Raw genomic sequence first — 23311 nt, 5'->3', positions numbered from 1 at the left:
AGCTTGACGTCGGTGCCTTTCGGATTGCTCGACGGCGCCACGCCGTTGGTCATATCACCGTTCCACTGCTTGTGCTCAGGCGTTTTCGGCATGTCCATGCCGGTCTGACCGGTGGACGAGCCTGGCGAAAGCTTAACGTCGGTGCCTTTTGGATTGCTCGACGGCGCCACGCCGTTGGTCATATCACCGTTCCACTTTCTGTGCTCAGGCGTTTTCGGCATATCCTTGCCGGTTTTACCGGTTGCAGAACCCGGAGAAAGCGTTGGGTAGTTCGTATTCGGAACGTCCCATTTTTTCTTCGGTGTGGTGCTGTCAGCCGGTTTCGGCGCAGGCTTCAGATCGTCGGCTTTCGACGGCTTAACGGCAGGCACCTCTTCGCTGTGCGCGGTTTCAGACGGGGTGGTATCCGTCTTCGTCGTGCTGTCAGCCGGTTTCGGCGCAGGCTTCAGATCGTCGGCCTTCGACGGCTTAACGGCAGGCACCTCTTCGCTGTGCGCGGTTTCAGACGGGGTGGTATCCGTCTTCTTCGTGCTGTCAGCCGGTTTCGGCGCAGGCTTCACCTCATCCGCTTTCGACGGCTTAACGGCAGGCACCTCTTCGCTATGCGAAGTCCCAGACGGGGTGGTGTCTGTCTTCTTCGCGCTTTCAGCCGGTTTCGGCGCAGGCTTCAGAGTGTCGGCTTTTGACGGCGTAACGGCTGGCACATCTTCGCTGTGCGCAGGTTTCGCTGGCGTAACCTCTTTCTTCCTGGTGCCATCGCTCGAATGCTTCGACGAGCCGCCGCCAATGTGGTGGTCGTTCGGGGTATCGACGTCGTAGCTGCCTTTTTTCTTCTTACCGATGCCAGGATCCGCAAGGGTATAGGAGATATTGTTACCCGCTTCTTTTTCATCGCGGGTGACAACGGACATCTCATCCTTGTTGGTGTTGATCTCGCCAGTCGTACCTTTGCTGGTGGTGCCCCCCACGGAAATGGTGGATTTCTGCGTTTCGTTACGGTGGATCTCATCGACCGTATCCACGTAGATGTTAGCCGATGGAATGCCGCCTTTTTTACCTGGCAGACCGCCGATACCTACGCCGCCACCGCCGTACAGGCCGTCCTGCTCAACGGTATCTTGCAGATCTTTGGCGTTGATATTGCCCGCAACGTTGACCTCACCGGTGCCATTGTCCGAGACGATATTGGCGCCCGCCATGTTCAGGTCGCCGCCGGTTTTCACCTGCACGTCGCCTGTGGTGTGAATGCCGGACTGCTTCGCGGTGGTTGCTGAGTCGTGAGCCTCTGAACCGCCGCCGCCGTTAACGGCCCCGGTAGGCATCACGCCTTTAGCCGATACGGCAACCCCTACGGATGCGCCCCAGTTGGCACGCTCGTTATCCGTGTGAACCGTGTCCTGGAGGGAGTTAACGGTCATGTCACCTGCAACATCTACATCCGCAGTATTGGCGTCAATGTTGGCACCGCTCATGGTCATGTCGCCGCCGGACTTAATTTTGACGTCGCCTGCCGTAATGGTGCTGTTGGTGTAGCTGGTGCTGTTGCCTGTTCCGGTCTCTTTGCTGCCGCTATAGTCAACAGACGCGCCGCCGCTCACGCCGGAGAGATCCACGCCTACGCCAGCCGTGATGCCCGCCGAGTGCTCCTCGGTGGTGTTGCTATAGCTGGTTGTGGATTTCGCCGCGTTCATGGTCACATCGCCGCCTGCGTTAATTTCAACGTTCTGGCCGCTAATGTCTGTCCCGTTCAACGTGGTGTCTTTTTTGGTGTTGATCGAAACGTTATTCGCGTTGATGTGGTTAATGTTTTCCGCCGTCGAGGTGGAGGTCGAGTGCGATTTAGACGAACTGCCACCAATGGTAACGGAACCGCCCGCCAGATCGTTGAGCAGCAGGTTAGAGGCCTCGCCCAGCACTTCCGCTGCCGTTGTTCCGGCATTGGCAGACTGGCCTTCGGTGCCTTTTTCTATCAGGTTACCGGCTTTATCAATGGTATCCACGATGGTGCTGTGGGCCTCACCCTTGATGCCAAACGACGTCTCTTTATGGGATGAGGTGTTTTTCATCTCATCTTCATATTTCGTGGTCGCGACGTCCTCGGCGTTGATGGTCAGTGAGTCGCCCGCGCTGAGATCTGCCCCGCCGATATCAACGGTTTTACCTGCTTCAATTGTCCCGGACTGGCCGAAGTTGATTGCGGCATTGGTGTTCTTTTTGCTGTCGGTGACGGACGAGTCGCTGGAGGTGCTCATACCAAACGTGAAGCCAGCCGTATCATTGACCGGCGCACGGCCAGGCTTCTTGCCGATAGCGGAGGTGTCGGATTCTGACCCTGCGCTGACATAGTCGCCGGACGTGGTTTCGGTGCTGCCGCCGTCCATGGTGCCGTAGCTGGTGTTAACCGACTGGCCGCCACCGCTGACGCCCGCGCTGATGACAAACTCGCGTGACGAGCTGTGCTGCTCTTCGTGAGCCACATCCTGGGACGTTTTGATCGTCACGTCATTTTCAGCGGTAATGCTGCCGGTCTGGGCGTTGTAAGTACCGCCTTCCATCACCACGTCGTTTTTGGCGTCGATGCTCATGTTGCCGCCAGCGGAAACATTCGCGCCAATGGCTTTGCCCGTGGTGGTTGAGGTATCAGACATCGTGAAGTTGAGCGCGCTTCTGACGTCGTTATCAATGATGCGCGTAGCGTCAATTTCATGCAGGTCATTGAAGGTGACGTCGCCGTCGGTGGCCTTCATGCTCACATCCTGGCCCGCCGTAATATCCGACGCGTTGGAGGTGATCGATTTGGCCTCCATGTTAATGCTGCCGCCCGCGGTGACGCCGTCCTCAAAGGCGTGGATCACCTGCTTGCCGCTCTCATCGCGTCCTACGCTGGCCGTCATGGTGATGTCACCTTCCGCCGCGGACATGTTCACGTCGCCCTCAGCGTTGATCGCCGCGCCGTTGTTATTAATATTGCCGCTGGTGCTGGACATATTGATGTCGCCGCCCGCAGAGATACCCGCGCTCATGCCGTTGCTGATGTTGTTGATATCGCCATCAGAGACCAGCGTCATGTCGCCTTTGGATGAGATCGTACCGTTGGCGTTGTTGATGCTGTCCGCGTCGACGTTCATCTCGCCGCCAGCATGAATGGTCGCGGTGCCGCCGTTAACGTCTCCGCTCTCCATCTGACGAAGCGTTTCAGGGCACAGGTACACGACCGGAACCATCACATCTACGCCGTTCACCGTCTGATTAACGAACCAGACGATATCGGAGTCCAGCCCGTTGCGCTGCTCCTCGGTCAGGGATTGACCGACAACCAGCCCCAGCTCGCTGTCCTGTGCCGCCACGCCTGCATTGTCCATCAGGGCCTGCACCAGCGCGTCGCCTTCCAGACCATCTCGGATCGCAAAGAAGCTGCCGACTGAGCTGCTGATCTCACGGCGGATCAATTCTGAGGTGAAGTAGTGATCCCCAATAACGTTAACCGGCTTCTGCGGGTCATAACCCACCTGATCGAAGAAGTAATCCGATCCGGTATACGCGCTCTGATCGATCATTGACGGACGCGTTTCAAAGATTGGAACGATATTGTTGGCTGGCCCCGGATAAGCGGTGCCATTTTTTTCTGCTTCGGCGGTTTTCTTAAAGTCGGTCGAGACTTCAAACATGCCCGGAATAGAGACCATGTCCTTGATGGTTGGCATCGGGCTAATGCCCATCGCCAGCTCGTCAATTTTTTTGGTATTGACCTGGACATCGTAACCGGCAATCACCGTATCCACGGTGTATTCACCCACGTCGATATCGCTCACGTTGCTGTGGCTGTTAACCACCCCGGCGCCTGCAATACCGTTATCCAGCTTGCCGCTTTTATGCGTAAAGTTACCGCCAGCGGTGATCTCGCCTTTTTCAGACGGGACGAAGTAGGTTTTATTGTTTTTTAATGCTTCATTATTGGTCGCCGTGACGCTCGCCCAGATAGTACGCATCGTACCGTAGTCGGTGGTTTGCCAGGTTTCACCGAAGATGTCGGACATCATTTTGTTGAAAAGCGTGGACTCGTTTCCGGTCATCACGACGGCGTTGTACCAGATCCCTTTTTCAGGATCGTCACTGCCTGACTTACCGGCTGCTGCGCCATTGCCAAACTCGAAGTCGAGGAACTGATAAAGGGTATCAAAATTCCACGTTGACGTATGGTAGGCGCCTAAATGCCACTGATAGGTGATCCCGCCCTGCGTCTCTAACGGCAGCTGCAGATAATCATAAATGGACATTTCACCGTATTCCGGTGAGTTGTAGATATCACCGCTAACCGTAATATCTTTCGCCGCCTGAATCAGACCGCCTTTGTTCGTGATCTGTTTTCTGTCGAAGATATTGCGCTGGTTGATATTAATGTTGCCGCCCGCGCTGATCTCCGCCTGATGGTCAAGTTTCAGTCCCGAGGTCACAATCGGCATTGAGAAGTTAATCAGGGTTTGAGATTTGGTCGCGAGATGCTCAACGGTGTTATAGACCGCACTGGCGTTCTGATACCCCGTCATGGAGATTTCGTCGCCGGTGTAGCTACTTTCGTTTCTGATGGATTCCGCGTCTAAATTGACGTCCTTCTCAGCGCGAATAATCCCGGCCTGGTTATAGATCTCCTTCGCGATAATCGACATATCGCCCATGCTGAGCACGTTACCCGACACGCCGTTGAAGAAATTACCGTTACGGGCATCCAGACTCAGGTCACCCATCGTCCACAGCAGGCTACCGGCATTGTTGGTGATGTTGCCCGCGGTGACGTTGAGATCGCCCCCGGTCACGATAGACATGGCGTTGGTGAAGTTACCGTCTGCATTCAACGTCAAATCGCCAATCGCTTCCATCTGGGTGCTATTGGTAAAGTCGCCGTGCGTGGTGATCGCCATCGCGCGTCCGGCGTAGATGTTCTGGTTATTGGCGTCGAGGGTCAGGCTATTGTCGACGCTGAGCGAGAGATCGCGTCCGGCCTCAAGAATACCGGCCGTGTTGTTCAGGCTGGCGAGAGTCAGCTGCAGATCCCGGTCGGCGGTGATGGAGGCGTTGGCATCGTTTTGCAGGTTTTTGGTCGCAACCGCAATGTTAGTGCCGGCAATCACTGCGTTAGTGGTGTTTTTAATGTTGCCTTTCTGTACATTCAGCGAGGTCGTTTTGGCCCCGGCGAGCACGGCTTCATCGCTGTTGTTCAGGTTGCTCGCCACGTTCAGCGTCAGGTTGTTATCCGTCGAGACAATGGCCGCGCCGCTCTCGTTGGTCACATTTTCTGACGTCAGGGTCACATCGCCGCCCGCCACCAGGGTGGAGGTTGAACCGTTTTCACTGCCGCTGTTGAGCAGGGAATTTGCCGCGACGGTTAACGCACCGTCAACGGCCTGAATCACCCCGCCGGAGAGGTTAGTCAGCACGCCAACGGCGTTCAGCACCGTGTTCATGCTGGCCGTGATCACCGCCTGGTGGGAGTTGGTCAGGGAATCCACATCCTCGATCGTCAGGTTACGCAGGGCCATGAGCACATGGTCGCTCCCGTCGTTCACCAGGCTTCGAATATTGCGGATAATCAGATCGGTGCCCGCCTGCACCACGCCGTTATTGTGCAGCGTGTCGCCGTTCTGCACGGTAATGCTGCCGTCGCTGAGGATCACCGAGGCATTGTTCAGCGTATTCACGCCGTCCAGGGTCATGTTGCCCGAGGCGAGGATCGCCGCGTCAGTGCTGTTGTTCAGCGTACCCACGTCCTTGATGCTGAGGGCATGCTCAGACTGGATCACCGCGCTGTTGCTGTTGTTGAGCGTATGCACCGTGTCGATCGTCACGCTGCCGCTGCCGACCATTGCGGCGCTGTTCGTGTTCGAGACGTTGGTGATATTCAGCATCGCCAGCGCACCGTCAGCCACCAGCTGTGACGCATCGTTGGTGAGGGTGCCAATGTTGGACAGGGTGAGATTGCCGCTGCTGTAGACAGTGGCATCGCGGGTGTTCGTCAGCGTGCCGATGTGATCCAGCAGGATGGACGTTGCCTGAATGCCGGAGGCCGAGTTGGTCAGCGTTGTCGCGCCGGACAGATCCATCGCCCCGTTGGCGAGCAGAACGGCGTCGCCCGTGTTGCTGAGCGTCGCCATGTTGGTCAGGGAAATGTTTTCCCCCTGGATCCGGCTGTTGTCGTTGGTCAGAGCGGTCGTATGCGCGCCGGCCAGTGCGAGGTTTTCGCCCGCCAGGATCGCGCCGCCGTGGGTGTTGTTCAGCTGCTTGCTGACGTTCAGCGCGATATCGCCCGCTGCGCTCAGGGTGCCGCCGTTGTTATTCAGCTTCGCCGCCTTCACCTGCGCTTTTTGTCTGGCGTTCAGCGTACCGCTGTTTTCAAGCGTCGCATCGGCGTTGGAGGCGGTCAGGGTAACGTTTTTCCCCTCGATCTTGCCCTGGTTCTTGATGGATTTACCGCTGGCAGCGAGGGTGACATCTTTTTCATTGCTGATGATGTTTCCGCTGTTGTCGACGTCGCCGCCCACGTTCAGGCTGACGGTCGCCGCATCACCCACGAGGGTGCCGCTGTTGGTGACATTGCCGGTCGTGGTGATCTGCAGTGCGTCACGGGTCGCCCCGATGTTTCCACGGTTGTTCAGCGCGCTGGCGTTCATCACCAGCCGTTTTTCCGCGAAGATGCGGCCATTGTTGTCCAGGTTCCCGACGCGCAGCGTCTGGTTGTTAGACGCGTACAGCACGCCGTCATTTTTCAGTGAGCCGGACGCAATCGTCAGATCACCCGTCGCGCTGACGGAACCGCTGTTCACAAAGGCCTCTTTCAGGGTGAACTGCAGGGTGCCTTTTTTCGCCAGGACGCTACCGCCGCTGTTATTCATGCTGCCTGCGGTAATCTGCACATCACCGCTGTGGCTGGTCACCTGCGTATCCGAGATCAGCGAGGCAAACGGCACTTCAGCGCCGTTGACCTTCACGACGAAATCGCCGTTTTTCAGCGTCACTACGCCGCCGGCAATGACCTTACCGTTGGCGTCCAGCGCCTGCAGTTTGCCGTTCAGGGTGTACTGGCCCGCCACGTTAATCTGAATCGCCGGAACGGTAGTGGTGGTGTTGTTGGTCACCAGCGAGGCGGCGTTTTGCACCAGCGAGCTGGCATCAATGCGGATTTTACCGGTTGAGGCGATCACGTCATTATTCAGCGTGATGCCCGCCAGGGCGTTCATGATAATGTCGTTTTTCGCCTGAACGCCGGAAGTGGACTTGTTCAGGGTGATATTCTTGCCGGAGAGCGACAGGTTTTTCTCGCTCGACAGGCTGGCGAGCGTAATGTCGCCATCCGCGCTGATGTCCAGGTCGCTGCTGGCGATAATGCCGCCAGCATGGCGGACGCCCGCGCCGGATTCGGTGCTGATCAGCTGGATCTTGCCGCCGTACATCGAGCCAAGCGCGCTACCGTCGATAGCAACGGCCGGACCCCGCCCGTCGCCTTTGTTACGTACGGTGTGGCTACGGGTCGCAAGATCGTAGTCGTTCTGGCCCGCCAGCACTTTGATATCTGCTTTACCGGCAATTTCGCCTTCCAGCTGCGCGCTGCGGCTTACGATGTCGAAGTAGCCCAGCCCGTCGGTATTAATGCCCTGACCGGTTACGGATACCGCCCCTTTTTCAACTGCCAGCTTATAGGAACCGTCGTTATTTGCCTGCACTTTACCGGTGCTGAGGGTCAGGCTGTTGGCATTGATGGTGGTTGCGCCGTTCACGCTAATGCCGTTTTCGTTGGCAATGATGATGTCGGCCTTTTTCCCGAAAACTTTCATCGTGCCGTTAATGTAGGATGCTTTCGCGCCCGTCACTTCGCTGATAATGGCGCTGGCTTCGTGCTGCAGCTGGGCGTTTTTTACCGCATAGCCGCCAATTTTCGTCACGCCGTCCTGCATGCTGTTGTTAAAGATCATCCCCTGTTTTTCAACGTTAAACTCGTTGAATTTATTCATGGAGATGCCTTTTGCATTAGGATCGGCAATATTGACCACAGGCGTGCCGTTGGCCGCCTGGCCCATGGTCGGGCCTTTCGACTGACGATTATCAGGCGTTGTTGCCGCATCGGCGGTGGCCGAGAAAATGCCTGCCAAAGACAGATATAAAGGACAGAGCCGCTTATGCAAATTGCGCGTGGTTATTTTTCCGCTGCGTGTGTTTTTGTTTTTCATTATTCTTCCCTTTGTTAGAAGTTAATTTCCGTTTTGTAATAAACCACCGTGTTATCGATGGTTTCTTCTTCCATTGAGTCTGGTTTTTTAACGGGCCACCCTGCCATCACGTAGGAAGAGAAATGGCTGCCAGTGGCTTTAACACCCACGGATGCGCCCATCATGAATTGGCTGTCGCAGACATTGACGCCTTTCGGGCAATTATCTTTTGTAAAGCCAAAGTCGTAGCCAATATAAGGCGTCAGCTGGTAAATACCGGCCAGTCCAATATCGAAAGGAAACTGCAGGCTGTTGGCAATCCACGCGCCGTTGTCGCTCATCACGTTGTCGTCTTTGAAACCACGAACGGTGTATTCATCGCCGATAGTGACTTTGGCATCACTCACCAGCACATCCGGCGTGTACTGAAAACCGCTGTTCAGCTCATAGGTCATGCCGAGTCTGCCGAACTTAGCGAGCGGGCGCGTCCAGGAGGCTATGCCGTTGTACTTCATGTAATCGACGTCGAAACCTTCCAGGTCTTTATCGCCGTCGCGGGCGGAACCAAACCACGGCACCGCCGCGGTGACGCTCAGATCGCCATAGAACCAGCCGCCGCCCATTGCGCCAACGTAGGTCAGGCCCGACGCCAGCGAGGTGTAGGTTTTTGAGCTAACGTCAATGCGCGCGTTTTCGATGCCGTTGTAGTTATCCCGGCGTTCGACCTTCATCCAGGCGCTGGTTTTACCCGTTGCGCCACGCACCAGCATGCGGCTGATACGCAGGGATGCACGTTCGGAGGTACCATCGGAATCGTAAATGCCGAAACCGCCGTCGATGCCTTTTTCGTATTCAGATTTGTAATAGCTGGTATCAAAACCCCAATAGCCCAGCGGCACGCTGTAGCTAAATGACCAGGAGTCCTGCTTATCATTCGTATTTTTCAGGTCGTTCCAGGAGTAATACGCATTAAAGATGTCGTTCAACCCGGCAATATTCTTTGCCGTCAGGCTGCCGTAATATTGTTGCCAGCCGTCTGATTTATTCCCGGAGTTATTTAACCCCGCCGCCGCGTCAAGCGGGAATGAGGGCTGACGAATCAGGTTAAGATCGGAATAACCATTAATGATTGAGGGCTCAACGTGAATATTATCCCCCTGCGATACCCGCATCAGGTTCTCAACCATCTGGTCGACATCCTGCATATTCAGGATCTTGTCTTTGGCAAACGGGTAGGCGGTAAAAAGACGCGTGCTATCACGCAGCCCCGGCGCCTGGCCGTTAACCTTAAAAGCGTTGATCTTTCCCCACAGCACGCGAAGCTTGAGCGTACCGCTTTTGATGTTGCCGGGATCGATGCTGATCAGGGTGGTGGCATAGCCACGGGAAATATAAAAATCCGTTAACTCTTTCACTAAGGTGAAAATGTCAGATTTGCCCAGATCTTTACCCAGATAGCGCTGGACGATCTCCTCGCGCTGCGGCGAACCGTCGAACAGGTGATCGTCGAGGATCTCGATGTGGGTTACGTTGAACTTCCACGATGAGTCAGCCGGCAGGCCGGTCTCCGCGTCTTCTCCACGACTGGCACGCTGTTGTTGCAACAACGCTTCCGTTCTTTTCGCCTCTTCAATCAGATACTGGTTGCTCTGCCGCTCCAGGCGATCAAGCTCCTGCTTGTTCTGAACAGAGGGCAGCGTGGCGGCATGGGCCACCTGCAGTAAAGGCAGTAAGAACAGGACTTTTTTCATTTTAAAATGACAACGCATCTCTCTCTCCCTGAGCGTTATTTAATGCGAACGGTGTATTGAACGGCGCCGACAACTCTGCCGGGGGTGAGGGCGGTCTTACGATTGACCCCACTGCCAACGAAGATTTGTGCCTGATAGTTTTTGGTGAGCGTGGAGGCGGTATAGATCTTCTCATTACCCAGCGAGATCGCGGATCCGTACTTCTCAAAAAGGCGAATACTAAAATTGCTTGCATAACCGTCGCCGCTTTCAACGCCGATGACACCGGACAACGCGCCTAAAGGGGTGTTAATTAAGGAGTTGAAGGTGATGCCAATATCTTCCGTAGAAGGGCAACCCACGGTGATGCTGAAATCTTTTTTAACACCCTGAAAACTGTCGTTGTTTTGAAAATCGGCGATGTTATAGGTACCCAAATCGATGTTTGTTGCCGAGGGGTAGATTGAGCACGAGGCGGTAATCACCTTAATGGCAACACCAAAGTTGATGGCCATGATCGGCAACTTTTCGCTCGCATCAGCAGTCGGGATCACCATTGCTTCAGCCACCTTACCGGCTGGAATAACGTATTCCCCTTCAGGCATCGCACCGGTCTGGACCATTTCCACCAGCACCGTGCTGTTTCTCACCCCACAGCCGGTGGAGCAGGTGGTCGGTGAACCCGAGTTACCCGGCAGCCAGGAAGATTCGGTCTGCGTAGGCCAGCGCATGCGAATGCCAATCCCCGGGATTTCGGTGTTATAGACATGATCAAGCTGCGAACGGATATAGCTTCGCGAATAGCTTGAATGCCATGAGGACTGTGTGGAGGCGTCACAGGTGTAGCTAACGTCCGGCACCTGGTAGCTTTTGCTCCATAAAACTTTGCCGACCTCACGCTGCTTAATGACGTTAAGCGTGATGTCGTCCATGATATTGAGCGTCGCCAGAGGGGACGTGCGGGTGCACAACGCCGCATTGGCGCTGGTGCACATTAAAGATAAAAACGCCGTGGATAAAAGAATCAGCGCAGCCGTAAAGATCCGTCTCATGGTGTTGCCCCGTTATTGATGCAGGTAATTTCAGTAGCCTTAAACGCCTCTTCCTCGGATGGCTGATCCTCAGCGTCTTGTTTCACATAACGCGCAACGCACTGTGCGGGCTGTTTATTTTTCTTCCACTGGAGGGTGAAGTCGTTTTGGCCTTCCTTGAGCGACACCATCGCCACGCCGTTTTGCCCGACCATGCCAATGGCGTTGTGCGATGCATCCAGCACCGACGCACCGAAGGGGATCACCTCCCCTGAAGGCTGCACAAAGCGCACAAAGCTCTGGCTATTGGCCTGGGTGTCCATTTTGATCAGCACGGCCGCGCCGGAGGTAGGCACGATGGTTCGGCGGGTATCGTCTACCTCGACGGTATACGCGGTGCCTTTCGGGTCGGCGTACACCTCGTTGTACTTGTAAGGCACCAGATACCCGACAATGCCGTAGCCGTTGTCTTTGATGACGGCCTGGGAATCCGGGTAGATGCGGGAGCCTTCTGCGCCTTTTGCTTCTACGATGCCGATGGTGTCTGCCAGGGTCGGCACAAAGTTGATGCCGCCTTCATGCACCACCACGCCGCCGTTCAGGTTGACCCCACCCATAAAGGAATCCCGGGACTGGCTGTAGGTCATCCCGCCCGAGGCGCTTTCGCCCGTATAGGAGAGGTTCATGCCGAAGTTGGTTTCCGGCGTGTTGGACTGGCTGAAATAGCCGCCAAAGCCAAACTGCGAGCGTTCCCCGGCGGAGCCGTTCAGCGAGGTACGGAAGTTAGCTTCATCGCTGTTATAGCTGAAGTTCGCCCCCAGGCGAGCCTGCTTCTCGTAGTGGTGGCCGAGCGGCATACTCATGTTCAGATAGAGCGTATCTTCGTGGCCACCATCGTCGTTGTTGGTCCGGCCAAGGGAGATCCCCCAGGTCGTGATGCCAAACTGGTTGTTGTAGCCCAGCACGAAGTTCGACTTTTCATTCCGGCCCTGCTCGTTGTTCCAGACGTTGCCCACAAAACCGCTGACGTAGAAGCTTCCCCAACCGGCGGGAAGCGTCTGGTTGATGTTGGCTTCCAGGCGCTCGCGGTAGCGTTCCGGGAGATAGTCATCCTCATCGGCTTCAATCGAGCGCTTCAGGCTGACCGCATCGCTCAGGGAGTAGAAGTTCGCGCTGGAGTAGCGATAGCCAATCAGGCTGAAGTTCGTCCCGGTGGTCGGAAGCGTCTTCGCCAGGCTAATGCGCAGGCTCATATTGCAGAAGGTGCCGCAGTCGGCGGTGTCCGGCTGTCCCTCGAAGCGGGTGAAGGAGCGCGTCACGTCCACGCCAAGCGCGCCCAGACGGGTGTTAATCGCAAAACCGGTCATCAGCGCCGAGTAGTCGCCTTCGAACGCGCTCTGCCCGCCAACGTATCCGGTAAAGTTATTGAATAAGCCGTACTGAAACGTGCCCTCAACCGCTTTCGGGTCCTCTTTCAGCCAGGTATCGCGAATTTCACCCGCAGCCACAGAGTAGCGGGAGTAACCTTCGCGCAGCAGCTGCGGCACGCTGGAGTAGGGGACCACGAAGTAGGTCTCTTTGCCGTTGGTCTCTTTAACGGTGACCTCAAGATCGCCGTTATAGCCGGTCGCATAGAGATCGCTGATGGCGAACTCCCCTGGCGGCACCACCTTTTCATACAGAGTGTTGCCAGCCTGCTTGATGGTCACCGTGGCATTGCTGTTGGCGATGCCGCGCACCACCGGAGCATAGTTGCGGACGGAGTCGGGAAGCATGCGATCGTCCGTGGCGAGACGAACGCCACGCAGGGCAGTGGTGTCGAAAAAATCCCCAGTGGTATTCATATCGCCCAGCACAATCTGCGATTGCAGCGGCGCAATCGCCCGCTCTGCATAGGCCTGGATATGCTGTACGCCGGTGTTTTCAGTGTCGCTGCCGGAACTCAGGCTGTCGTAAGTCGTAAAGCGCCACGCCCCCAGCGCAAGGGTGTTGTGCAAATTGCTGTAGAGATAGGTCGCGTTATCCTGCGTGGGGCGATAACGTGAACTGGTGGCGCTCAGCGTATAGGAGGACATCAGCGCCGGCACGCCGTTATCCCATAACTCCGGGCTGACGTAACCCGCAGGCGTGTTAAGCAGCATCGCCTGGGGAATAGTGACATCCAGCTGTTCTTCTACCGCGTTATAATTAACCGTCGCGCCTTTAATCAGCTCAGGAAGAATAATGCAGCTATTCTGCTTCCAGTCAGGGGGAAGTTTTGATGTGTCGACGTCAAAGCGGACGACCATTTCGGGCGTCATGCAGGCGTTAAATCCCTGCTCATTATTTGCCGCCACAAAGGTGACGGACCAGGTATCAACAGGCTTGAGATTGCTGTAAACCTCAAGCGTATATTTACCCGGCTGTATTTTTTCTACACCGTCAAATTGCGTCAGATCGATTCCGCTATCGTAATACTTCATAAACCCATGAGAAAATGTCATCGGCTTACTGGTATCACTGGCAAAAACTGCGGGTGGCGCGATTGTCAACGAAATGACAAAGCCACTCATCACCCACAGAGTGTTAGTTTTTTTGAAAAACATCGACATATCACCGTCCTGGTCAATATCCTTGCTAATCAGAAGTTATACGTGCGCTTAATATAGGCACCCAGATCGGTAATATAATTGTATTGGAATGTCCCTTTTCCCTGCACGGCATTAACCTGCGGGAAGTGATACACCATCGTGCTATATGGCGCGATCATCTCTCCATCAATCATGACATCTTTGCCCTGAGCATCTCTGAGCCAGACGTTCGTCATGCTTACATGGAAAGGAGAATTATTTGTTCCAACGACGTCATAACCTTTGACCGTTTTTTTCAATTGCCAGGTTAATTCGTCCGCCGCTTTCATCGGGTTACCCTTCAGGCCAACCGGACGATAGAAAAATTTAATCAGCGTTCTGAACGCCATTTTTAGCTGATTTTTATCCGCGTCTTCTGCCATTTCAGGTGGAATATCCAGGACGTTGAGCCACAGTACCGTCTCACGATCTTTTGGATATTTCGCAGCTGCGCCTTCCGTCTGGAATATGCGGAAAACTTTCCCCTTTTGGCCGTTAATTCTGGCCGCCGGTGGGGTGATAAAGAAAGGCACATCTTCTTTGGCGATGCCGTCAGTCTTATCGGTGCTGGAAAGCCACACCTGAACCAGTTCGGGCGTTTTGCTGACGTTGTTAATACGAATCGTTTGTTCTTTCTCCCCGGCGTTAAATGCCACACGGGTCGTCATAATTTGAATCGTTGCACTGGCCGCAAAGGAAAAGGCCAGCGTCGTCATGAATACAGAAGATATAACAAGTTTTTTTAACATCTGGCCTAATCCTTTAGGTGATACTCTCAGCGGTTAATCCCGCTAAATGCGCGATTACTGATATTTAATAGAGTAAATAACGTCGGTTGATACCTGACCGGCAGTAGATGCCCCGCCCGTCGCGACATATTGTGCCCAGTAATCAAAGCGAGCCGTATTACCGGAAACCGTAACGGTTTTAGCGTTATTGTTTGCGGTATTCAGGTTAAGAATAGCTTTTGAAGAATCCAGTAAACCAACCTGAACTTTTTCCGCACCGCCAGACGCTTTCGCCACGGTATTTTTCAGGTTACCGGTGGTGGCATCAATATTGGTGCTTTGCGCCAGTTCGAAAAATACGTTGGCAATTTTGCCATTGGTGCAGTTTGCGCCACTTAAGGTAATGTGGAATGGTGTGTCGCCTGCGCGCTGTCCATCCGCTGCAAGCGCGGTTGCACTAATAGAAGGTAAATGAACGGTAAAATCAGGGGTAGAAGATTCGCCCTGCGCGTCGCCGCCGGTAATAGTACAGGTGGCGTCGCTGATAGTACCTTCAAAAGTAATAGTGCCATCTTCTGCTGCCGCGGCGGTACCGATGGTTGAAAGAACGGCCAGGATTGCCAGCTTAGACAACTTATTCATAAAAATATCCATATCATGTCATTGGGGGGGGTATTGTATATAGGTCATCTCCTCCACCGCTATCGTCCAGGCCTAAATATATTCCTAGTTTTAAAATGATATATTTATTGAATTTATGATTTAAGTTTTGCTTCGGACGTTTAAGCACAAATGATGTGAATAAATGGCTGGCTTTAGAAAATATAAATTATAAAAATGAATTTTATTTGTGTGGTGAATATTTTGAGGTCGTATAAGTCTGGTGACACGATTGATTTCTGTTTTGAAAAGTGAGCTTGAATCTTCACCTTCCAGAGGCTAGCATTAGGCAAAAGCAGTAAGGACATCAATCCCTTCCTCGTCGGGTTTAACGACGCGGAGGGGATTTTTTTTCATCTGTATCTAATGCAACGACTTTATAAGAGGTCAGGACATGAGCACTTTAGGTCATCAGTACGATAACTCTCTGGTATCTAACGCGTTTGGTTTTTTACGTTTACCAATGAACTTCCAGCCGTACGACAGCGACGCTGACTGGGTCATCACCGGCGTTCCATTCGACATGGCCACCTCCGGTCGTGCCGGTGGCCGTCACGGCCCGGCGGCAATTCGTCAGGTATCCACTAACCTGGCCTGGGAGCACAACCGTTTCCCGTGGAACTTCGACATGCGCGAGCGCCTGAACGTGGTGGACTGCGGCGATCTGGTGTATGCCTTTGGTGACGCGCGTGAGATGAGCGAAAAGCTGCAGGCCCATGCCGAGAAGCTGCTGGCTGCCGGTAAGCGCATGCTCTCCTTCGGCGGCGACCACTTCGTAACCCTGCCGCTGCTGCGCGCCCACGCCAAACACTTCGGTAAAATGGCGCTGGTGCACTTCGATGCGCATACCGACACCTACGCGAACGGCTGTGAATTCGATCATGGCACCATGTTCTTCACCGCGCCGAAAGAAGGGTTGATCGACCCGAATCATTCCGTGCAGATCGGTATCCGTACCGAGTTCGATAAAGACAACGGTTTCACCGTGCTGGATGCCTGCCAGGTGAACGATCGCGGCGTGGACGACATCATCGCCCAGGTGAAGCAGATCGTTGGCGATATGCCGGTGTACCTGACCTTTGATATCGACTGTCTGGATCCGGCGTTTGCACCGGGTACCGGTACGCCGGTCATCGGCGGGCTGACCTCTGACCGCGCCATCAAGCTGGTGCGCGGCCTGAAAGATCTGAACATCGTGGGCATGGACGTGGTGGAAGTTGCACCGGCATACGATCAGTCCGAGATCACCGCGCTGGCCGCGGCGACCCTGGCGCTGGAAATGCTTTACATCCAGGCCGCGAAAAAAGGCGAATAACCTTTACGCGCTGAGTGCTGCTGCGCGACGCATGCGCAGCAGCAACACGCCGCCCGCCAGCAGGGTGATCGCCTGCGACACGACCAGCACCGAAAAGCCCGAGCTGACCGACCCCATCGATTTCATCACCATCCCCATCAGCAGCGGAATAAAAGCGGCGCAGAGATTACCGATGCCATTAATAATGCCGTACGCGCTGCCGACCGCCTCCCGCGCCGCGTGATGCTGGATCACCGCAGGAATGGCCGCCCCCTGAAGCCCCCAGAAGATATTTGCCGAGAGCATAAACAGCGCAAGCCACACCGGCTGGTGGCTCAGCATCAGCGCGATGACGGATAACGCCGTCAGCAAGCCACCCACCACAAACAGCACCGGGGCCTGCTCCGGGCGCATTTTATCGAGCAGCACGCCGCCAAGAAATTTTGAGCCAAGGCTTAACAGGAAGGGGACCGCGGCAAGCAGCCCGGTCGCGTGCAGCGAGAAGTGATGCTCATCGCGCAGCCAGGCGGGGAGCCATGCGCTGCTGCCCCAGAGATAGCTCAGCGTGGCGATTTCAACCAGCAGGATCAGGCCAAGCAGCGGGGTTTGCCAGGCGAGCGTAAAAGTCTGCATAAAACCCGGTTTTTGGGTGGCCTTCACCTCACGCGGCGCGGGGAGAAAACGCCAGACCGCGCCGCCGCCCAGCACCAGGTTGATTGCCGCCAGCGCGTAAAACGATCCGGCCCAGCCGAGGTGCGCCATCAGCCAGGTGACCAGCGGAAAACCGATCGCCAGCCCCAGCGAAACGCCCAGGGCGGTCACGGCGTTGGGTTTGCCGATCGCCTCTGCGCAGAAGTTATCGCTAATAAAGCGCGTTTTCAGTGAAAAGAGCGGCCCTTCGGCAACCCCTAAAATCACGCGCGCGATGAGCATTCCCATCAGCGATCCGAGCAGCGGTGAAATGGCGCACACCGCAGCCCAGATGGCAATGCTGACCAGCAAACCCTGCCGATAATGCAGTTTGCTTTCGATAACCGGCGTTAAGAGTAACGCGGAAAAACCATAGCCCAGGAGAAAGCACGTCATCAGCATTCCCTGTAACATTCTGTTTTCATTTAACTGAAAGTGTTCGGCAAATTCCGGGTTTAAAATCATCACCGAAATATTTACCCTGTCGACATACGAAATAATAATCAGCAATAACAATGCCATCGTACCTTGCCATCTTGCCGTCATCATGCCCGCCTTATGAATTGATTTTTTATTAAAGTGATTGTCACGCAGGTAAAATGGTTCACCAGTGAAACTCGTTGTTTATAAACAGTAAATTCAAAAATCGTTTCACCGGTGAAACACCGAGGTTGTCCCTTTTATTTATTTCTAATGATCAAAGATAAAATAAGTCAATATCTTTTAGAGAACATTTCCTCCCATCACTAAAACGTATTCCCTCACGCCTGAATAATGAAAATTTCATATCGCTGCATTTTTTCGTGATCCTTTGCACACTTAGTTAATTAATTGCCATTCGGTTAACAAATTCGTCACATTTGCGCTTGACGAAAGATTCATCGCTTTTATATTGGCCGTATTAAATAAGAAACAGAGTTTCATATATGAAACAAAAGCCTGGAGGATCGTGATGAGCTGGATAGGCGTATGTGACGCAGAACAAGTACAGGAAGATTTCCCATTTAGCGGCAACGTCGAGGGTAAAGAGATCGGCGTTTATTTAATTGACGGTGAATATTACGCGCTGGAAGACGTATGTCCGCACGCTTACGCGCTGCTGAGCCAGGGCTTTGTGGAAGACGGCAAAGTGGAGTGCCCGCTGCATGAGGCGGTTTTTGACGTCAAAACCGGCCAGTGCCTGCACGGCCCCGGCGGTCGCAACCTCAACCGCTACCCGGTTCGGGTCTTTGAAAACCAAATCCAGATTACCTTTGTCGAGGAGACCGTGGCATGAGCGAGACCCTGAACTTTAACCCGGCGCTGCCGGAAAGCCGCCAGTTTACCCCTCCGGCAGAGGGCGGTAACGGCGCGATCCACAAGCCGGGTGAATACCAGAACCTTATCTGGCAGACCCGCAGTCGCGAGCCGGAAAACTGGGAGCTCCACCTTATCGCCACCCTGGAAGAATTGTTTGAGCAGGGTGCAGAAACCCTGCCGGAGCTGGTGAACGGCCTGAACGCCGTCCGCCTGCACGACCAGCAGGGCGAGCCCTGGAGCGAGAACAGCTTCCAGGCATTCTTACAGGTTAACGGCTACTGAGGACAACGCGATGACGACTCCCGTACAACACTATCTTGATAAAGGTCTGCGCGGCCTCTGGTATCCGGTTCTGGCGAGCTGGGAAGTGCAGTCTGCGCCGGTGGGCATTACCCGCCTCGGTGAGCAGATTGTGGTCTGGCGTAACAAAGACGGCCAGGTACAGGCGCTGGAAGATCGCTGTCCCCACCGCGGCGCACGGCTGTCGATGGGCTGGAATCTCGGCGACCGCATCGCCTGCTGGTATCACGGCGTGGAAGTGGCGGGTAACGGCGAGGTGAAAGATGTGCCCGCGGTGGACAAATGCCCGCTGGTCGGCCAGCAGTGCGTGCGCAGCTACAACGTGCAGGAGGCACACGGGGCCATCTTCCTGTGGTTCGGCGTTACCGCTGATCAGCAGCCGGACGAACTGAGCTTCCCGGATGAACTCGCCGACACCGACAATTTCAGCAATTTCCTCTGCACCGCCGGGTGGAAATGCAACTACCAGTATGCGCTGGAAAACGTGATGGACCCGATGCACGGTACCTATCTGCACTCGTCGTCGCACTCGATGGCGGAAGGGGACCGCAAGGCGGACATGGTGCTGCAGCCGACCAAAACCGGCTTCATCTTTGAGAAAAAAGGGCAGAGCGGCATCAACTTCGACTGGGTGGAGCTGGGCAACAGTGGCACCTGCTGGATGCGCCTGTCCATTCCTTATAAGAAGCGTTTCGGGCCGGGCGGCCACTTCTTCATCGTCGGCATGGTGGTGCCGGAAGATAACGACAACTGCCGCGTCTTCTTCTGGCGTATCCGCCGGGTGCAGGGCTGGCAGCGCGACATGTGGCGCTTCATGTACCGCAACCGCCTGGAGAAACTGCACTGGGAAGTCCTCGAGCAGGACCGCGTGGTGCTCGAAAGCCTCGCCCCGAACGCCCGCGAGCATGAATACCTGTACCAGCATGACGTCGGTCTCTCCCGCCTGCGCCGTATGATGCAAAAGGCGGCGAAAGAGCAGCTGGCGATGCGTGAAGAACAGCAGGGAGCCGCCTGATGAACGGCCTGCTGAACGGGAAACGCATCGTGGTGACCGGTGCCGCGCGCGGCCTGGGCTATCACTTCGCCAAAGCCTGCGCGGAGCAGGGGGCGGCGGTGGTAATGTGCGACATCCTGAAAGGCGAGCTGGCCGAAAGCGCGCAAGGGCTGCGTGAGCAGGGCTACGCGATCGAATCCCACATTATCGATCTGGCCGATCCGCACGCTATTGAGCAGGTATTCAGCGCCATCGGCGAGCAGGGCCAGATTGACGGGCTGGTGAATAACGCGGCCATGGCGACCGGCGTGGGGGGCAAAAACATGCTCGATTACGATCCGGATCTCTGGGATCGGGTGATGAGCGTGAACGTCAAGGGCACCTGGCTGGTGACGCGCGCCGCCGTGCCGCTGCTGCGCGAGGGGGCCGGGATTGTGAACGTCGCTTCCGACACGGCGCTGTGGGGCGCGCCGCGCCTGATGGCCTATGTCGCCAGCAAGGGCGCGGTGATTGCCATGACCCGCTCGATGGCCCGTGAGCTGGGTGAAAAACGTATCCGCATCAATGCCATCGCGCCGGGGTTAACCCGCGTCGAGGCGACCGAGTATGTGCCCGCCGAACGCCATCAGCTGTACGAAAATGGCCGCGCGTTAACCGGCGCGCAGCAGCCGGACGATGTGACGGGCAGCGTGGTCTGGCTGTTAAGCGATCTGTCGCGGTTCATTACCGGGCAGTTGATTCCGGTCAACGGCGGTTTTGTCTTTAACTGAGGCCTGATGAATATGGAAAACGATCGTGAAGTGAAGTATCTCGTGCCGGGGCTGGAGCGCGGTCTCCAGCTGCTGTTGGCCTTCGGCGAGCAGCACCGCGATCTGACCTTTGCTGAGCTGCACCGGCTGGTGGACATGCCAAAAGCCACCGCCTACCGCGTGGTGCAGACGCTGGAATACATGGGCTTTCTGGAGCGCAACGCGCGCACCAATACTTTCTCGCTCGGCATGAACGTGCTGCGCCTGGGCTTTGAATACATCGCCTCGCTGGATGTGGCTCAGGTCGGCCAGCCGGTTATCGAACAGTTGCGCGACGTCAGCCAGTGCAGCAGCCATCTGGCGATCCGCGACGGGCGCGACATCATCTACGTCGCCCGCGTCAGCGCTGCCGGTTCGCGCATCAACCAGGTGAGCATTGGCACCCGCCTGCCGGTGCACTGCACCTCGCTTGGCCGCATGCTGCTGACCGACATTTCGCGCGCTGACTTTGAACACCTGTTCCCGCATGAGCGCCTGCCGGGCAACACGCCGGGGCAGCTTCACGACCGCGAAGCGCTGTGGCAGATGGTGCAGCAGGACAAAGCCCGCGGGTTTGTCATCGGCGAATCTTTCTTCCGTCACGGTATCTCCTCCATCGTCTATCCGGTGTATGACCGCAGTGGACGGGTGGCTGCGGTGGTCAGCATTCTGGTGCCGTCGGAGGAGATCCCCCAGCCCGACCGCGAGCGCCTGCAAAACGAGGTCCGTCTGGCGGCGGATAAAATCTCTGGCTTCTTAGGGTATTTGTCACAGGCCAGTTAAATCAGTGAGTTAACGTCAGGCGCTTTGCTGCGTCGGGCATGTTTTACGCCCAATTTGGGCCAGATGAGGCAACGAACGATGAGTGTAACCGGAATTGAAAAGCTGGAATTTGGCGTCGACAACCTGACGCACTGCGCCAAATTCATGCGTGATTTTGGCCTGACGGGCGATGCCAGCGGCCAGCGTTTTACCACCCTGAGCGGCGCGCGCGTCGAGCTAAACCCGATTGACAGCCCCGACCTGCCGCCGGCGTTTGAAGCGGGCAACACCCTGCGCCGCATGACCTGGGCGGTGACAACTCAGGACGAGCTGGATGCCTTGCGCCCGAAGCTGGCGCAGCAGCCCGGTTTTCGCCAGGTGGGCGATGCGCTGGAGTGCCGCGATCCGAACGGCATGACCCTGCGCGTACAGGTGAGCCAGCAGGTGCCGGTTGAGCTGAACGTCGAGCCGATTAACCAGTGGGGCGACGCCCGCCGCATCGACACGCCAAGCCCGGTGTATGACCGCGCCCAGCCGATCAACGTCGGCCACGTGGTGTTCTTCGTCGAGGAGCTGGCGGCGGTAGAACAGTTCTACCGCGAGGTGCTCGGCTTCCAGGTTTCCGACCGCTACATCAACCGCGCCGTGTTCCTGCGCTGTGGCCCGCGCGGCGGCCATCACAATTTGTTCCTGCTTCAGCTACCGAACCGCAAGCGCGGCCTGAACCACGTCGCCTTTACCGTGCGCGACATTCACGAGGTGATCGGCGGCGGCATTGCGATGAATAAAAACGACTGGAGCACCTTTATCGGGCCGGGCCGCCATCCGGTGTCGTCTGCCTACTTCTGGTACGTCAACAGCCCGACCGGCGGCGCGTTTGAGTACTACACCAACGACGACTACCTGACCGAAAACTGGCAGCCGCGCGAGCTGGAGCACTCCCTGATCTCCTTCACCGAATGGGCGGTAGAGGGCGGGATTGACCATGACACGCGTCGCCAGCAGAAAAAGCCGGAGGCGGTATGACCTCGCGCATTGTCATCATCGGCGGCGGCCAGGCGGGCGGCTGGGCGGCGAAAACCCTGCGCGACGAGGGCTTCGACGGCGAGATTTGCGTGGTGGCGGAAGAGGAATGGGATTTTTATGAACGTCCGCCGCTCTCGAAAGCCGCGTTGCTGGACGCCGATGCCGCGCTGCCGCGCCTGTTTTCGGAAGACGCTCAGCAGGCGTTGAATCTGACCTGGTACCGCCCCTTACGCGCCACGCAGATCGATCGCGCCGCGAAAAGGGTGCATTTGAGCAATGGCGAGCTTCTTAGTTACAACATCCTTTTGATTGCGACCGGTGGGCGGGCGCGTCTGCCGGGCGAGGCGTGGGGAAAACATCCGCAGGTCTACACCCTGCGCCACTGGCAGAACGCGCAGCGCCTGAAAACGCGTCTGGCGCAAAGCAACACCCTGGCGATTGTCGGCGGCGGCTGGATCGGCCTGGAGATTGCCGCCTCGGCGCGCAAAAGCGGCGTGGCGGTCACGCTGTTCGAGCAGCAGCCAGCCCTGTGCATGCGCTCGGTGAGCGGCGAGGTGTCCCGAGAACTGGAGCGGATCCACCGCGAGCAGGGCGTGGATATCCGCACCGGCTGCGGCGCGCTGGAGCTTGACGATCACCACGGTCTGCCGGTGATCCACTGCGACGGCAAACGCGAAACCTTCGATGCGGTAGTGGTGGGGATCGGCGTCGATCTGAACCTTGAGCTGGCCCGCGACGCCGGGCTGAACACCGACCGCGGGATCGTGGTCGACGCGCAGGGACGCACGTCGGATCCGGCCATCTTTGCCGCGGGCGATGTGGCGCAGCATCACCACTACGGGCTGTGTATCCAGTCGTGGGCCTTCGCCCAGAATCAGGCGGTGGCGACGGCGAAAGCGATGCTTAACCCCGACGCGCCGGGCTACGACGACGCGCCGTGGCTGTGGTCGGATCAATATCAGCACAACATTCAGATCCTCGGCATTCCGCAGCCTGGCGGCAAAACCGTCGTTCGTGATAACGCGCTGTTCTTCTCGCTGGACGACGGCGGACGGTTGACGCAGCTGGTGGCCTTTAACGACGCGCGTACCGTCAAGCTGGCGAAGCGCTGGATGGCGGCGGGACGAGACTTGTCGGACGTGCCGCTGAGCGATCCGGCCTTTTCACTGATGTCACTGCGATAGCTAACCCGCACCCGTAGG

Annotated in this window: 15 protein-coding genes; 8 read left to right on the top strand and 7 right to left on the bottom strand. The window is 56.3% G+C overall.

Annotated elements, in window-relative coordinates:
- The 6 genes from ACWKX3_RS21405 to ACWKX3_RS21380 all read right to left on the bottom strand — a co-directional run.
- Nucleotides 1–8219: two-partner secretion domain-containing protein (locus ACWKX3_RS21405; protein ID WP_454542408.1), on the bottom strand; the 8219-nt coding region annotated here is incomplete at its 3' end.
- A gap of 14 nt (nt 8220–8233) precedes the next feature.
- Nucleotides 8234–9967, bottom strand: coding sequence for a ShlB/FhaC/HecB family hemolysin secretion/activation protein (locus ACWKX3_RS21400; protein ID WP_042321924.1), 1734 nt, complete (start codon nt 9965–9967; stop codon nt 8234–8236).
- Nucleotides 9968–9984: 17 nt separating this feature from the next.
- Nucleotides 9985–10980 (bottom strand): fimbrial protein, encoded by a 996-nt coding sequence (locus ACWKX3_RS21395; protein ID WP_454542407.1) that lies wholly within the window; start codon nt 10978–10980, stop codon nt 9985–9987.
- Entirely contained in the window at nt 10977–13550 is a 2574-nt protein-coding gene (locus tag ACWKX3_RS21390; protein ID WP_454542406.1) for a fimbria/pilus outer membrane usher protein, read from the bottom strand. The genes ACWKX3_RS21395 and ACWKX3_RS21390 overlap by 4 nt, the downstream gene beginning before the upstream one ends.
- A gap of 29 nt (nt 13551–13579) precedes the next feature.
- A complete protein-coding gene (locus ACWKX3_RS21385) occupies nt 13580–14317 on the bottom strand; it encodes a fimbrial biogenesis chaperone (protein ID WP_454542405.1) in 738 nt (245 codons plus the stop codon).
- A 54-nt stretch (nt 14318–14371) separates the two neighbouring features.
- Nucleotides 14372–14938 carry a fimbrial protein gene (locus ACWKX3_RS21380; RefSeq protein WP_242450388.1) on the bottom strand — a complete coding sequence of 189 codons (567 nt, stop codon included), beginning with the start codon at nt 14936–14938 and terminating at the stop codon, nt 14372–14374.
- A 412-nt stretch (nt 14939–15350) separates the two neighbouring features.
- Here ACWKX3_RS21380 and speB point away from each other — a divergent pair, with 412 nt between their 5' ends.
- The gene (speB, locus tag ACWKX3_RS21375; protein ID WP_058608614.1) at nt 15351–16271 is read left to right on the top strand and encodes an agmatinase; all 921 of its coding nucleotides are present in this window, start codon (nt 15351–15353) and stop codon (nt 16269–16271) included.
- 3 nt (nt 16272–16274) lie between these two features.
- On the opposite strand, the gene ACWKX3_RS21370 is transcribed toward speB, so the two are convergent.
- Nucleotides 16275–17486 carry an MFS transporter gene (locus ACWKX3_RS21370; protein WP_141114285.1) on the bottom strand — a complete coding sequence of 404 codons (1212 nt, stop codon included), beginning with the start codon at nt 17484–17486 and terminating at the stop codon, nt 16275–16277.
- A 406-nt stretch (nt 17487–17892) separates the two neighbouring features.
- On the opposite strand from ACWKX3_RS21370, the gene ACWKX3_RS21365 reads away from it, so the two are divergent.
- The 7 genes from ACWKX3_RS21365 (at nt 17893) to ACWKX3_RS21335 (ending at nt 23293) form a co-directional block, all read left to right on the top strand.
- Nucleotides 17893–18216 carry a Rieske (2Fe-2S) protein gene (locus ACWKX3_RS21365; protein ID WP_013098654.1) on the top strand — a complete coding sequence of 108 codons (324 nt, stop codon included), beginning with the start codon at nt 17893–17895 and terminating at the stop codon, nt 18214–18216.
- Nucleotides 18213–18521 (top strand): recombinase-like helix-turn-helix domain-containing protein, encoded by a 309-nt coding sequence (locus ACWKX3_RS21360; RefSeq protein WP_006178427.1) that lies wholly within the window; start codon nt 18213–18215, stop codon nt 18519–18521. Before ACWKX3_RS21365 ends, ACWKX3_RS21360 begins: the two co-directional genes overlap by 4 nt.
- Before the next feature lie 10 nt (nt 18522–18531).
- A complete protein-coding gene (locus ACWKX3_RS21355) occupies nt 18532–19554 on the top strand; it encodes an aromatic ring-hydroxylating oxygenase subunit alpha (RefSeq protein ID WP_006178426.1) in 1023 nt (340 codons plus the stop codon).
- Nucleotides 19554–20303, top strand: coding sequence for an SDR family oxidoreductase (locus ACWKX3_RS21350; RefSeq protein WP_454542404.1), 750 nt, complete (start codon nt 19554–19556; stop codon nt 20301–20303). Before ACWKX3_RS21355 ends, ACWKX3_RS21350 begins: the two co-directional genes overlap by 1 nt.
- A gap of 12 nt (nt 20304–20315) precedes the next feature.
- The gene (locus tag ACWKX3_RS21345) at nt 20316–21104 is read left to right on the top strand and encodes an IclR family transcriptional regulator (protein WP_058608646.1); all 789 of its coding nucleotides are present in this window, start codon (nt 20316–20318) and stop codon (nt 21102–21104) included.
- Nucleotides 21105–21182: 78 nt separating this feature from the next.
- Nucleotides 21183–22109 carry a VOC family protein gene (locus tag ACWKX3_RS21340; protein ID WP_454542403.1) on the top strand — a complete coding sequence of 309 codons (927 nt, stop codon included), beginning with the start codon at nt 21183–21185 and terminating at the stop codon, nt 22107–22109.
- On the top strand, nt 22106–23293 hold the full coding sequence (locus ACWKX3_RS21335; protein WP_454542402.1) for an NAD(P)/FAD-dependent oxidoreductase: 1188 nt from the start codon (nt 22106–22108) through the stop codon (nt 23291–23293). The genes ACWKX3_RS21340 and ACWKX3_RS21335 overlap by 4 nt, the downstream gene beginning before the upstream one ends.
- Nucleotides 23294–23311 lie beyond the last annotated feature (18 nt).

Source organism: Enterobacter sp. UPMP2052 (assembly GCF_053709675.1).
Note: the sequence above shows the minus strand (reverse complement) of the source record. Positions and strands in the feature narration are given on the sequence as shown.